Raw genomic sequence first — 13,286 nt, forward strand, 5'->3', positions numbered from 1 at the left:
AATGTAGATATATCCCTATATTGTAAATTACAATTAAAATCTAAGTAACAAGGCAGCTTTCAGCAAGCTGTTGCTTATGCTTTGGCATTATTGGATGCAAATGATATTCCGCATCCTTCTCTTGAAATAGTCATAACGACTGAAGAAGAAACGACGATGAACGGTGCACTTGCTGTGGATCCGGCTCACTTCAAGGGAAAAATGATGATCAATATCGATTCGGAGGAAGATGGAAAGCTGCTGGTCAGCTCTGCAGGAGGAATACGCGTGCGGCAGATCCTGCCAATCGGATGGGAATCGGCTTCTATTGTTGATGCTGTATCTTATAACATCAGGATTAAAGGGTTGAAGGGCGGACACTCCGGTATGTCCATCCATAAGGAAAGAGGGAACTCCAATAAACTTTTGGGCAGAGTATTACATGAATTAACAACAGACTTCATTTGCTACATACAGCAAATGAACGGGGGCCTGAAAGGGAATGCAATTCCTCGTGAAGCAGAGGCAACTGTACTGATTCATTTAGAAGATGTTCAGAAGATAACGGACAGACTCCAGCAATGGGAGGATACTTTTAAAAATGAACTGCAATCTTCCGACCCTGAGGTATCGATTAGGTTTAAAAAGGTCGAAACGATTTCTTCAAACGTTTTTTCCAAAAAGATGGTGACTAAAGCCATTACCTCCTTACTGGTAATCCCGCATGGCGTTCAAGGAATGAGCATGGGAATAGAAGGATTAGTGGAAAGTTCGACGAATCTAGGGGTCGTTACAACAAATGAAGCGGAAATGATATTCGAAAGTGAAATTAGGAGTTCGGTCAAAAGCATCAAATATAATATGGTCACGCAGGCAAAGGTGATTGCCGACATACTTGGATGTGAACTATTGGTTGACGCGGATTATCCGGAATGGCCCTATAATCCTGATTCGAAACTCAAGAAATTATTTGAAGAGACCTACAAAGAAAAGTATCATGACGATATTGAAATCATCGCTGTACATGCAGGGATCGAGTGTGGGGTATTCATAGATAAGATACCAGGGTTGGATACTGTTTCAATCGGACCAGATATGTTTTCCGTACATACACCTGAAGAACACTTAAGCATCCCTTCGACCATAAACAACTGGGAATATTTTGTTTACACATTGAAAAGGATGAAGGATCTATAAACAACTGCATGTGACAAAATGATAGTCAATAGATTTGGAGACATCCTATCGTTCAACGATAGAATGTCTCTTTTTTGGTTGGAATTAAAAAATTTATATATGGTATATGGAGTATTCATTAAACCCAAGTGTTTCTGGGAGAAATAAAACCTAGAATTGTATCTTACCTATTCGAATACAGCTGTCAGAACGGTCGTTTTACCGGCTACAGATTCTCCACTATAGTGATGCTGTAACTGTTTTAAAATATCTCCATTGGTAATAATCATCGGCGTAACAATGCTGGATGCTTTTACCATTACCAGTTCAAGACTGTAGCTAATCAGAAGATCCCCTGACTTGACCTGGTCACCTTCCGCTGCAAAAACGGAAAACCCTTCTCCTTTCATATTAACCGTGTCCAATCCAATATGAATTAATATTTCCAGCCCTTCTGCCGTTTCCAATGCAATGGCATGCTTTGTTGGAAAAACATTGATAACTTTTGCATCAGCTGGCGCCACTACCTTCCCTTCTATAGGAAAGAAAGCAATACCATCTCCCATCATTTTCTGTGAAAATACGGGATCCGGTACATCTTCAAGCTTTAAATTTCTCCTTCAATGGGCGCTACTAATTTTATTTCCGAAATCTTTGTTTTTTTTCCGAACAAGTTTTTTAACAAGACAATACCTCCATTTATACCTCATATTTTAGCTGAATAGTATATCTCTTAAGCAATTACTTTTTTAATTTGTTCTTTTAGCTGGTCTGATTTCGGGCCGAAAATAGCCTGAATGTTATTTCCTACCTCTAGAACACCAGCTGCTCCAAGACTTTTTAAGCGGGCTTTATCAACTTTTCCCATATCATTTACCGACACGCGCAAGCGTGTAATACAAGCATCTAAATGTGTAATATTTTCATGCCCGCCTAAAGCTGCCAAAATACTGCGCGGCAGTTCATTCAATTCTACCGCTGTTACAGTGGAATCCTCTGTTTCCACTTCACGTCCCGGGGTTTTTAAATTGAACTTTGAGATCATGAAGCGGAACCCAAAATAATAAACAACAGAGAAAACGAGTCCGACTGGAATGACTAACCACCAGTCTGTGCGGTTTTGTAGAACTCCAAATAATAAGTAGTCTATAATACCACCAGAGAAGGTCATTCCAATTTTTACATTCAATAAATCCATGATCATAAATGACAGCCCGGCAAAGACACAGTGAATGGCAAACAAAACAGGAGCAATAAATAAAAACGTAAATTCGATTGGCTCTGTAATTCCTGTTAAAAATGACGTTAAAGCGGCAGAGCCCATGATTCCTGCAACCAATTTTTTCTTTTCAGGGCGAGCCGCATGATACATCGCTAAAGCAGCTGCTGGTAAACCGAACATCATAAATGGAAACTTGCCTGTCATAAAAGTACCTGAAGTTAATTCAACCCCATCGTTTAGCTGTGCAAAGAAAATCCGCTGGTCTCCACGAATCACTTCCCCTGCTTTATTAACATACTCTCCGAATTCAAACCAGAAAGGAGAATAAAATATGTGATGCAGACCAAAAGGAATAAGCGTGCGTTCAACCAATCCAAAAACAAAAGCAGATAAAGTAGGATTTGCATGAATCATATTTTTTGACAAAGCATTTAATCCTTCTTGAATCGGCGGCCAAACAGCAATCATAATAGCTCCAATCGCGATAGAAAAAACAGCCGTAATAATAGGAACAAATCGTTTACCGGCGAAAAACCCTAAATAAGAAGGAAGTTCAATATTGTAGTATCGATTAAACATCATCGCGGCTAATACACCGATTATAATCCCACCAAATACACCGGTCGCTAAGGTAAGAATGCCTAGGATTGTTGTATGGGCTGGATTTGATCCGACTTGGGCTGGATCAAGCTGGCCTGTATAAATTAAAATGATACTGATCGTTTTATTCATCATCAGATAACCGACAATAGCAGCCACCCCTGCTACACCATCGCCTTTTGCCAAGCCGATGGCTACCCCAACCGCGAACAGCAACGATAAGTTGGCGAATACGATGTCTCCAGACTGCGCTAAAACACTGGCTGCTAATTGAATCCAGCCTGCCTCCAGAAATGATGCGTGTACTAATAAAGTAGGATTTTGCATAGCTGTGCCTATACCTAATAAAATCCCCGCTGCGGGCAAAAGTGCTACTGGAAGCATGAGTGCTTTCCCTATCTGCTGTAACAAGCCAAACATTTTTTTAGACAATACATCCATCCCCTTTTTTAAAATCCCTCCCAATAAAGTTAAGCGCTTACAACATTTCTGGAAAATATGCACAGAAGACTAGGAGAACACTGGGTTTTGCAGTGTTCTCCTATTTAATTAATAAATAAGATTGGTTAACTTACCACTTTTTCAGTCCCAACAATTGCTCACCCAGTTCATTCAGTTCAGCACGCTCATATTTTTCTTTTTCCCAGTTTCGAGGGTCGCCCAGGAACGCAATTCCTTCCGGAATCTCTCTATCATTCCATTGCTTAATTCTCCATTGTTTTAATTCTTCATTGTGTTCCTGTGCCGGGAACATTGAAATGTACTGATGAATATTTGGCGTATCCGAAAGGTTTTTACGCAAACCATGAGGCTGCATCACATGGAAAATTAATAAGTCACCTGCATTCAGAGTTACTTGAGTTGGTGTATACCCTGTGTAGTCCGGATGATAAGGATCCCTGTCTGCAGGCTGCGTTTTCACCCATTCGGGGAAGTCACGGTATAACTCAGGAATGACGTTCAACCCGCCGCTTTCAACATCTGTATCTGTTAAGAAAAGAATTCCCTGAACATTTACCGGCAGTGGATCCAAGGAAGTATTCCCATCCCAATGGATAAACCCTTCAAATTCAAAACCTGGCTTACTTGGAAAGCTCAAGTTGCAGCGGTCAATGCTTGTCCATAATTTTTCGGTTCCCCAAATGTCTACAAACGCATCGTATACTTTTTGGTAGGAGCGATTGTCCCAGAAGTATTGATGGTTGTAAAGCTCTACCATTCCAGCTCCCCTAAGTTCTGGCATCTGGTGCTCACGAGCCGGCTTTGTGTACCAGGTAGAAGGGTTATTAGGGTCCTTTTCTTCAAACTCCCAAATCAGGTTAACAGTGCGGTCGATATGTTCTTTTGGAACGACGTTCTGAACCACCACGTAACCGTTTTCTTTCCAGAACTTGAATTCCTCTTCCGTTAACACTCTTAATGGTTCGTTGTTCGGGCGTTCATTCAATGGAATATCAATTTCAAGGATATTATTTACTTTTGTTTTATCCATTATATTTCCTCCTTAAAAATATCATTTCATTTTGCTGATATAACCGTTTTGCGCGCAGTGATTTTCTGCTTTTTATATCATCAGAAGTATTTTTAAAAAACCTTTTTGTAAGGCGAGAAAAATCTAGTACTTGGCTTTTTGGCTGCAGAAATTGCAGGTTTTGTAAGTATATTTAACATTTTTCAATGTGTGGAAGGTAGACGACCTTCACAGCCTGGGTCAAATGTTTTTGACAACAATAGTTGATTACACCAATATGCTCTTTTGTTTGCGGTTTCACATTACTATTAACTGCTTTTATGATTCGTCAACCTCCACTTTCATTGAATTTTTTCTATATTTTCATAAAACCGATTACCACTTTTTCAATCCAAGCAGCTTCTCACCAAGCTCAGTTAAGTTTGCCTGTTCATATTTTTCCTGTTCCCAGTTGCGCGGATCGCCAGGGAAAGCATCACCAGCTGGTGGAATGCGGTCTTTCCATGATATAATTCTTTCTTCTCTCAGCTTCTCGTTGTCTTCCTGGGCTGGAAACATGGAGATATACTGGGCGATTCTCGGCTTATCCGAATTATTAGCACGGATGCCGTGAGGCTGCATCGCATTAAAAATCAGCAAGTCTCCCGCTTCTGCCACCACTTTTGTCGGTGTATAACCAGTTATATCCGGTTTATACGGGTTCCGGTCAGCCGGCTGCGTTTTCACCCATTCCGGAAAGTCCCGGTATAATTCCGGAATACACTGGAATCCGCCCATGTCTTCGGTAGAATCTACTAAGGAAAGCACGCCCTGGACATTGACCGGCAGTGGTTCAAGCGATGTATTTACATCCCAGTGAATAAATCCTTTGTATTCGTGGCCCGGCTTGATCGGCATATTTAGGTTGCACCGGTCGATGCTTACCCATAATTTTTCTCGTCCCCAGATGTCGACAAAGGCGTCGTATACTCTCTGGTACATGCGGTTATCCCACAAGTATTGATGGTTATACAGCTCCACCATGCCAGTGTTTTTCAATTCACTCATTTTGCTTTCCGCACGGGGCGGGGCGTACCAGGTAGAAGAATCCTCAGGATCCTTCTCTTCGAATTCCCAAATTAAGTTTTTCAGGCGTTCAATTTGTTCTTTTGGAACCGCATTTTTGATGACGACATAGCCGTTTTCTTTCCAGAATCGCCAATCTTCTTCACTTAATACACGCAAGGGCCCATTGTTTGGACGTTCGTTTAATGACTCCTGGATGACCAAAATGTTGTTTTTTTCATTCATTATAATTTCCTCCTAATTAGATAAAGTGAACCGCTTTCAACAATTCTTGACGTGATTTTTCTCGGCAGCGCCCACAGCATATTTTTGTTTTGCAGCTCTCATCTGGTTCGATTATTCCTAAATGAATTAGACTTTTTAAAATCCCGCCATTTATATTTGAATCTGTTACAAAATCAGCCACAGCTTTTGCCTCAGGAACTGCGTTCCCCATAGCAATTCCCGTTCCAACAAAAGTAAGCATTTCCAAGTCATTTAACCCATCACCGAAAGCATAACTGTTTTCTTGTTTCACACCAGCTGCTTCTAACAGCTTTTGAATGCCTAGTGCTTTTGAACTTCCTTTAGGAAGGATATCCGCCGCATATTCATCCCACCTAACAAAATTCAATTCCGCAAAATGCTCTTCATACAGCCGCGCATCTTGACTGTCACAGTAAAGATGACCTTGATAAATTTCAGCCGTTTTGTAGAACTCTCGGTCAACCGAAGGATACTCCATTTTTAACTCAACAAAGCTTGTTTTAATGAAAGGATGATCTTCCTCGCTCGCTTTAATCTCTTCATGATTACAATAAGCTACGGCATGCCCCTTACTTTTCGCCATTTTCGTAATGGCATGCAATACATATGGATCTAGGGGATTGGCGTAAATGACTTCTCCTTCAAACACTACGTACTGGCCATTGATAGATACATAAGAGTGAATATTTAACACTTCACGAATGTCAGCAAATTGCTGCGGTGTCCGCCCCGTAGCGATCACGGTATGAATGCCTTTTTCCTGAAGTAAGCGAACCGCTTTTTTATTTGACTCAGGTATCACTTTTTCTTCATTTAGCAATGTTCCATCTAAATCAAGAAAGACTATTTGTTTTCCCACTCTCATACCTCCTTTATGTTGTATTTAGCTAGCAGCACATTATCAACTTTTCATCTTTAAGTATGTGTGTTACCTTGTATAAACAGAATATTTTGTGGGACTCGTCCCATGTCAAGAGTGTTTTTTAAAAATTCAAAAAATATTTTCACCCTAAATTTTTCATTTAATGCCGTTATTACTCCTTTTTCACACAAAAAAAGACTATCATGAAGTCGATAGTCAAAAATATTTTTTTATTCTATACTGTTTTTCTTTCGATTAATCTAACAGCTATTTCTTCATGAGACACAGATTCTTCGCCTACTGCTTGGAGGAAAAGCTTTCTTCCTATTTCGATTAACGGCAATTCAATAGTGGTGATATTCATGATCTCTGCAATCGGCTGATTATCAAATCCAACAATCGCAAGATCGGCTGGTATAGCTATTTTTTCATTCTGGTTGCAGGTCAAAATACCAGCCGCCACTTGATCACTTGTGACAAGTAATGCGGTTGGAGGATCTTTCATTTCTCTTATCTGCCTTAGGACTTCTTCTCCGTCTTCAAAGTATAAACACTGCTCAAAAATATAATGAGATCGGAAAGGTTCGTTTACTTTTTTCATGAAATTTTTATAAGCTGATTCTCTCCGCAAACTATTTTGACCTGATATCCGTCCAATACAATAACCGATTTTTTTATGTCCTTTTTGATATAAATACTCCAACGCTGTAATAAAACTTTTATAATGATCAATAAATGTTGATGCACTCTTTTTCCCTCGTGTATCTTCACATAAAACAATGGATCCATACTGCTCATATTCCTCAATTATGCTCCAATCACAAATCCTTGAGCAGATAATTAACGCATCGATTAGTTTGTGCTTCAGCATATCGAGGGCCTCTATTTCCCGGCTTTCTTTGTAATCTGACTGAATTAAGATAAGGTGATAACTTTTTGTTAATGCCTCGTTGGAAATTCCCTTAAGTAGCTGGGCAAAATATGGGTGATCCGAAAAAGGAATAACCACACCAATTAAAAACGTTTTCCCTGCGCTTAATCGAACAGCATTCATGTTTTTTTGATAATTACTTATTTTTATCGCCTGCTGTACAGCTTCTTTTTTTTCTTCACTGACATATCCTTGATTATTAATTACTCGAGAAACAGTTGATTTAGAAACACCTGCAAGCTTCGCAATATCTCTTATATTTGTCATAGAATCCCCCTATCTAAGTTTGGGTTGGAAGAAGTTTTTTCTATTTATGCCTTTCTGCCGACAAAGTTTTTTATAAATAGGATTATAAAATATGGGACTAGTCCCATATCAAGAAAAAATTTACCCTCATGATGGAAAAAATAATCAAATAGTATGCATCTTGATAAGAAATGTCCTATTTTAAATAAGTTCCTCGTTGGATCTAATATTAGGTATTCCTTATGGAACTAATCTGCCCCGTTAGTGCCATAAGAAAAAGGCAGCCACAGCAACCTTCCTTATTGAAGTAAAGCACCTGATAGTTTAAGTACTATCTTTCACGATCTGAAGAGAAGCTGCCAATATGACAGCTCCGTCCCGTTCTTTAATTCTTGCATCGAGGGTTGAATAAAAGTGGGCTTATATGTGATTTGTTAATCTCTTTTCCATCAGTTCTGCCATTTGTTTCGAATTTGGATTTCCTTCATTTTGTAATTTATCAATGATGTTAATATAATCCGTTTCATTTCGGTTCTGACTTAATTTATATGCAGCCTGAATTTCTCCTACCTTAATCTTAAATCCACCTATACCTTTCAGTTCACTTTCTAAGAGATGAGGAGAAAGTTTATCCCATAAAACAGGATTTTCACGATTTTCTTCATATTTTTCCAGCATTATTGTTAATTCCTCTATTAATTCATCTTTCTCTAATATGCTTGCTTTACCATATACATGGACGGCTTGATAATTCCATGTTGGAACTTCTTCATGCCCATACCAAGAAGAAGAAATGTAAGCGTTCGGTCCCTGAAACATAACAAGCACATCTTCACAGGTTTCAAATGTTCTCCACTGAAGATTTCCATAAGCCATATGCCCTGTAATATAGTAATCATCACCTTTTTTATTTAACCCCAAAGGCAAATGAGTGGCAATTGGTTTCCCTTGTTCTGTTGTGACAATCGTGCCAAAAGAGTTTTTTTGAACAAAATCCCAAATTTCATCAACCTTTTTGACCTTATAATATTTTGGAATATACATAATAATCCCCCTTTCAAAAAAGTTATTTGAGTGTTTTGGTCATTATAATGTCCATTTGTTCTTCATCACCCATATAAAAAGAGTGGGCTCCAGTTTGAACAAACCCCAATTTCTTATAAAAAGCAATAGCATTTTCATTTTTTTCCCATACGCCTAGCCAGATTTTCTTTTTATTACGTTCCATCGCAATTTCCATAGCTTTATTTAGCAGATATTTACCAAGCCCATGTTTTTGAAATTTTTTCTTTATATAAATCCTCTCGATTTCAAGTGATTCAGCACCCATTTCTTCAGACTGGGCATCATTGGTATTGACCTTTAAATATCCAGCGACTTCGTTCTTAAAATAAACAAAAAAGAATTCAGAAGAAATATTGGATAATTCTTTTTCTAATTGTTTTAAGTTAAATGCCCTTTCCAAATAGGCAATCATATTTTCGGGTGAATTCTGATGCTTAAATGTCTCATTAAATGTTTCATAACTAATTTCTTGAAGTTTGCGTGAATCTTCATGGGTACACTTTTTTATATTTATAGTCATATATGTCGCTCCTTTATATAATCAATAATTTCTCTTGTTTCCCTTTTTTACATATTCCCAGTCTTTTTCTATATTTTTTCTAACCCTTTGAAGAAGAGTAAAAATGGTTTCTACTTCTCTTTCGGAAAACCCCTCTAATGCAACGATATCGGAATAATCATTTTCTCTTTTTATAAAAGGATAAACATTTTTCCCTTTCTCTGTTGGAAAGAGTTTTTTAATTTTTTTGTTATGTTTATCTTCTTTCTTTTCAATAAATCCATTAATTTCAAGTTTTTTTATAGCACGAGCTGCTGTTGTTCGATCGACTTTTATCATCTCAGCTAACTTTTCTTGAAAGATTCCTGGGTTTTCACATATTCGCACAAGGTACAAATACTGCCCTTTTGTAAGGTCATATTCTTTAAACTCTATATTACTTATAGAATCTAATGCCCTTGCAATCATTCCAATTTCACGAAGAATTTCATTCATAATTAACTCCTTAGTACATATTTTTGTTGCAAATGCGATAAAAATGACATATATTAAATTTAACCTAACTTTGTTGCATTTGCAATAAAAAATAATGATAAAGAGGTCGAGTAAAGTGAAATATGTTTTTTATGTATTAGGAATTTTAATATTAACCCTTGGTATTTCTTTCACTATACAATCAGACCTCGGAACTTCACCTTTTGATGCACTATTGGTAGGACTGTCCATAAATGTGGGGCTTACTGTGGGAAGTTGGGAAATAATAATAGCCTTAATATTGATATGTTGTAATTCATTTTTAAAAAGACAAAGACCAGAAGTTTTGGGGTTGTTAACAGCATTTATAACGGGTATTGGTATTGATATGTGGCTTTTTTTATTGCACAATTTGATAACACCTGAACTATGGTACAGCAAAGTTGTTTGTTTTGGAATCGGCTTAGTTCTTGTAGGATTAGGAACTGCAACATATTTACACACAAATTTTGCACCGATTCCAGTTGACCGTTTAACATTAATCATACAAGAATTAACTAGAACAAATATTTTTTTTTCGAGAACATTCATTTACCTCGTATTCTTGATAATGGCAATAATTTTCAATGGACCAATTGGCATTGGAACTTTATTAACAGTTTGTATAGGCGGGCTCATACTTAATTACTTTATGCCAATTACTAAAAAGGTATTAGACAGGATACTACCCTTTAATTAAAAAATACAGCTGAAGTTTATGGGGCAAAAGAAAAACCATACATTAATACAGGGTTTTATCAAAGTGAAAATGTTGTTTTCACTGGCTTCTTAGAGTTATCAGCTTGTTGAACTAACTTGCCCCTTGCATAAAGAAAAAGCTATATTAAAGACAGCTCCGATCTTCAGCTAACGCACCCGTTAGGTCATTAAGCAAAGCGATTCTTATTAAAGAATCGAGCCCGATTGCTGAAGAACACACAGAAGCTTTTTAGCTGTTTTAGTTAAAGAAGAAGTTTTCATATTCATCATTTATTAAAAACAAAAGATTCAATTCTTTCTTCGCCAGAGAACATATCTTTGATTTTAAATTGATTATTTTTCACTTCATCTTCCCCAATAATGATAACGTTACGAAAATTCTCCTTGTTTGCCTTATCTAAAGCTTTCCCAATCTTTTTGTTCCCCATTTCAAACTCAACGTTGTAGCCTTTATTTCTTAGATAACTTGCCACTAATAATGATTCTTTTTGGGTATTTATTGGGATTACATAAAAGTCTACAGTAGGATTTTCTAAGATTTTTTCCTTCGATGTATTTAAAGCAGTATAAATAACATCTAAACCAAATGATATTCCAACTGTAGAAAAGTTCTCATTTGTTCCGATAAGTCCACCGATAGCATTGTCATATCTTCCCCCACTACCAATGCTTGACTTAATTGTTTTATCAGATAAAAAAATTTCATAAATAGTACCTGTATAGATCTCCAAGCCTCTTGCTAAAAATGGATTAAATATACATTGATTATTGACACCAAGGAATTCCAGATATGTTTCCAGTTCTTTTAATTCTTCTAAACCTTGTTTAACCTGTTCGCTTTGTACAGAATAAGGTTCAAAGTAGCTATAACTTGTATTATTTTTATCGGTCAAAAACCGTTTAATTAATTTGACTGTTGAAGGCGTCAGCCCCTGTTCAGTAAGCTCAGACGTAACAGCTTCTAATCCAACTTTTTCAAGTTTATCAAGTATTAATACTACTTTATTAATTTTTTCATCTGATGTTTCAAATACTTGAAGCATTCCAGTTAATAATTTTCTATTGTTATATTGAATTATTACTTTTAAATCGAGTTTGTCGAATGCAGCCAATGCCATAATCATTAATTCTGCTTCAGCTATTTGAGATTTAACTCCCACAATATCAACGTCGCATTGAGTAAACTCACGGAACCTTCCAGTTTTTATTGGACCATCCCTGAACACTTTACCTATTTCGTACCTTTTAAAAGGCATCCTCATTGTTGGATTCATTGCAACTACCTTTGCAAAAGGGATCGTTAGGTCGTATCTCAATGCCAAATCTCTTTCTCCTCTGTCTGTTAATGTATACATTTCCTCTAAAATTTCAGCACCCCCTCCATACTTAGAAGCCAGCAATTCTGTGTAATTTAAAATTGGCGTTTCTAGAGGTTTACACCCATATTGGATAAAAACATCTTCTAATGTTCTCCTAATATTGCTTCGTACTACTTCTGCTTGTGGTAAATAATCTTGTGTTCCCTTTACATTTTGATAATCCATCTTTTTCATCTTTTTTACCTCCAATTGTTTATTTAAAAATAAAAAACCGCAAAAGATTAAAGTTCTTAAACTTAATCAATGCGGTTCAATGATAAATAGTCTTCCTATATACGATTTTTAAAAATCGAATAGCAAGACTACTTGTTATGATGATGTAATTGTGACAGGAAAAAATTATTCAAAAATGACAGCATTTTATCCACCTCGTATTTCCATTTAATGTATCACAACAAAAAGTTTTTTTCCATTAGCTTTTTAATTTATTAATTATTGCTTGTTCAACTAAACTGCCCCTTTAGCTCCATAAGAAACTCCTATGGCGGCGCTCCTCGCCGCCACCATCTACTACGAAAACCTAAACTCAAAATAGAGTCTAACCCATTAACCCCTTGACGATAATGGATGATAACAATACAACCAGGCTGAACTTTTTTTGGTGGATCTTAAGGAAGATACCCTGTATAAGAAACTGGTTTGACAGTATGGAAGAACCATTTAGTGTACTGCTAGTACGTATACAAAAATTTTTGTAACAAATCTCCTGTCATATGTATGGTTAATCTTTTTTTGAGGTGATTCTCCTATGGAAGCAATGATTGAACGGTGTGCTGGCCTAGATGTACACCAAGAAACAGTAGTAGCCTGTGTATTATTTGGTCCATTAGATAAAAAGCCAAAAACCTCTATTGAAACGTTTTCAACTACAACAACGGGACTCTTGGCTTTAAGTGATTGGCTCGCTACCCTTCAGGTATCCGATGTTGTGATGGAAAGTACCGGAGTCTACTGGAAACCAATATGGAATATACTCGAAGGTTCTTTTCACCTTGTTCTTGCCAATGCCAGGCATGTCAAAAACGTTCCAGGCCGTAAAACTGATGTAAAAGATGCCGAATGGCTTGCCAAGCTTCTAAGATGCGGACTTATTGAAAGCAATTTTGTACCACCAGAGGATATTCGTGATTTACGAGATCTTACTCGTTATCGAAAAAAATTGATTCATCATCGCACATCAGAACAGAATCGCATTCACAAAATTCTTCAGGATGCTAATATCAAGCTAACATCCGTTCTATCAGACATTTTTGGTGTATCGGGACGCCGTATCCTTGAAGCGATTCTAAACGGTGAAAAAATAGAGACCGAT

10 protein-coding genes and 2 pseudogenes are annotated in these 13,286 nt (G+C 37.2%); 3 read left to right on the top strand and 9 right to left on the bottom strand.

All coding sequences use genetic code 11. From position 1 onward, the window contains the following. Window positions 1-78 precede the first annotated feature (78 nt). Window positions 79-1,176, top strand: a pseudogene (gene pepD, locus J7E52_RS20055) (beta-Ala-His dipeptidase); the annotation flags it as partial. Window positions 1,177-1,343: 167 nt separating this feature from the next. On the opposite strand, the pseudogene ptsG reads toward pepD, so the two are convergent. The 8 genes and pseudogenes from ptsG to J7E52_RS20100 all read right to left on the bottom strand — a co-directional run bounded on the left by ptsG (window position 1,344) and on the right by J7E52_RS20100 (window position 9,857). Further along, window positions 1,344-3,418 (bottom strand): annotated as a pseudogene (ptsG, locus tag J7E52_RS20065) (glucose-specific PTS transporter subunit IIBC). A 130-nt stretch (window positions 3,419-3,548) separates the two neighbouring features. Continuing rightward, on the bottom strand, window positions 3,549-4,469 hold the full coding sequence (locus J7E52_RS20070; protein ID WP_214750211.1) for a phytanoyl-CoA dioxygenase family protein: 921 nt from the start codon (window positions 4,467-4,469) through the stop codon (window positions 3,549-3,551). A gap of 354 nt (window positions 4,470-4,823) precedes the next feature. Then, on the bottom strand, window positions 4,824-5,738 hold the full coding sequence (locus J7E52_RS20075; protein WP_214750212.1) for a phytanoyl-CoA dioxygenase family protein: 915 nt from the start codon (window positions 5,736-5,738) through the stop codon (window positions 4,824-4,826). Window positions 5,739-5,754: 16 nt separating this feature from the next. After that, window positions 5,755-6,618 (bottom strand): Cof-type HAD-IIB family hydrolase, encoded by an 864-nt coding sequence (locus tag J7E52_RS20080; RefSeq protein WP_214750213.1) that lies wholly within the window; start codon window positions 6,616-6,618, stop codon window positions 5,755-5,757. A gap of 238 nt (window positions 6,619-6,856) precedes the next feature. Continuing rightward, the gene (locus tag J7E52_RS20085) at window positions 6,857-7,819 is read right to left on the bottom strand and encodes a LacI family DNA-binding transcriptional regulator (protein WP_214750214.1); all 963 of its coding nucleotides are present in this window, start codon (window positions 7,817-7,819) and stop codon (window positions 6,857-6,859) included. A gap of 399 nt (window positions 7,820-8,218) precedes the next feature. Beyond that, entirely contained in the window at window positions 8,219-8,842 is a 624-nt protein-coding gene (locus J7E52_RS20090; RefSeq protein ID WP_214750215.1) for an FMN-binding negative transcriptional regulator, read from the bottom strand. 22 nt (window positions 8,843-8,864) lie between these two features. After that, window positions 8,865-9,383 (bottom strand): spermidine/spermine N(1)-acetyltransferase, encoded by a 519-nt coding sequence (gene paiA / locus J7E52_RS20095; RefSeq protein WP_214750216.1) that lies wholly within the window; start codon window positions 9,381-9,383, stop codon window positions 8,865-8,867. A gap of 21 nt (window positions 9,384-9,404) precedes the next feature. Then, window positions 9,405-9,857, bottom strand: a complete 453-nt coding sequence (locus tag J7E52_RS20100; protein ID WP_214750217.1) for a MarR family winged helix-turn-helix transcriptional regulator — start codon at window positions 9,855-9,857, stop codon at window positions 9,405-9,407. A gap of 115 nt (window positions 9,858-9,972) precedes the next feature. Here J7E52_RS20100 and J7E52_RS20105 point away from each other — a divergent pair, with 115 nt between their 5' ends. After that, window positions 9,973-10,575 (top strand): YczE/YyaS/YitT family protein, encoded by a 603-nt coding sequence (locus tag J7E52_RS20105; protein ID WP_214750218.1) that lies wholly within the window; start codon window positions 9,973-9,975, stop codon window positions 10,573-10,575. A gap of 286 nt (window positions 10,576-10,861) precedes the next feature. On the opposite strand, the gene J7E52_RS20110 is transcribed toward J7E52_RS20105, so the two are convergent. After that, window positions 10,862-12,148 carry a histidine--tRNA ligase gene (locus J7E52_RS20110; RefSeq protein ID WP_214750219.1) on the bottom strand — a complete coding sequence of 429 codons (1,287 nt, stop codon included), beginning with the start codon at window positions 12,146-12,148 and terminating at the stop codon, window positions 10,862-10,864. A gap of 574 nt (window positions 12,149-12,722) precedes the next feature. On the opposite strand from J7E52_RS20110, the gene J7E52_RS20115 reads away from it, so the two are divergent. Further along, a partial coding sequence (locus J7E52_RS20115) for an IS110 family RNA-guided transposase (protein WP_214750220.1) occupies window positions 12,723-13,286 on the top strand: 564 nt, incomplete at its 3' end.

Source organism: Bacillus sp. ISL-34, from assembly GCF_018613325.1.
Taxonomy (GTDB): domain Bacteria; phylum Bacillota; class Bacilli; order Bacillales; family DSM-1321; genus Peribacillus.

Excerpts from the sequence above, each read along its gene's own strand:
- J7E52_RS20085 (WP_214750214.1), bottom strand. The coding sequence starts at position 7,819 with ATGACAAATATAAGAGATATTGCGAAGCTTGCAGGTGTTTCTAAATCA.
- J7E52_RS20110 (WP_214750219.1), bottom strand. The coding sequence starts at position 12,148 with ATGAAAAAGATGGATTATCAAAATGTAAAGGGAACACAAGATTATTTA.
- J7E52_RS20100 (WP_214750217.1), bottom strand. The coding sequence starts at position 9,857 with ATGAATGAAATTCTTCGTGAAATTGGAATGATTGCAAGGGCATTAGAT.
- J7E52_RS20070 (WP_214750211.1), bottom strand. The coding sequence starts at position 4,469 with ATGGATAAAACAAAAGTAAATAATATCCTTGAAATTGATATTCCATTG.
- J7E52_RS20090 (WP_214750215.1), bottom strand. The coding sequence starts at position 8,842 with ATGTATATTCCAAAATATTATAAGGTCAAAAAGGTTGATGAAATTTGG.
- J7E52_RS20075 (WP_214750212.1), bottom strand. The coding sequence starts at position 5,738 with ATGAATGAAAAAAACAACATTTTGGTCATCCAGGAGTCATTAAACGAA.
- paiA (WP_214750216.1), bottom strand. The coding sequence starts at position 9,383 with ATGACTATAAATATAAAAAAGTGTACCCATGAAGATTCACGCAAACTT.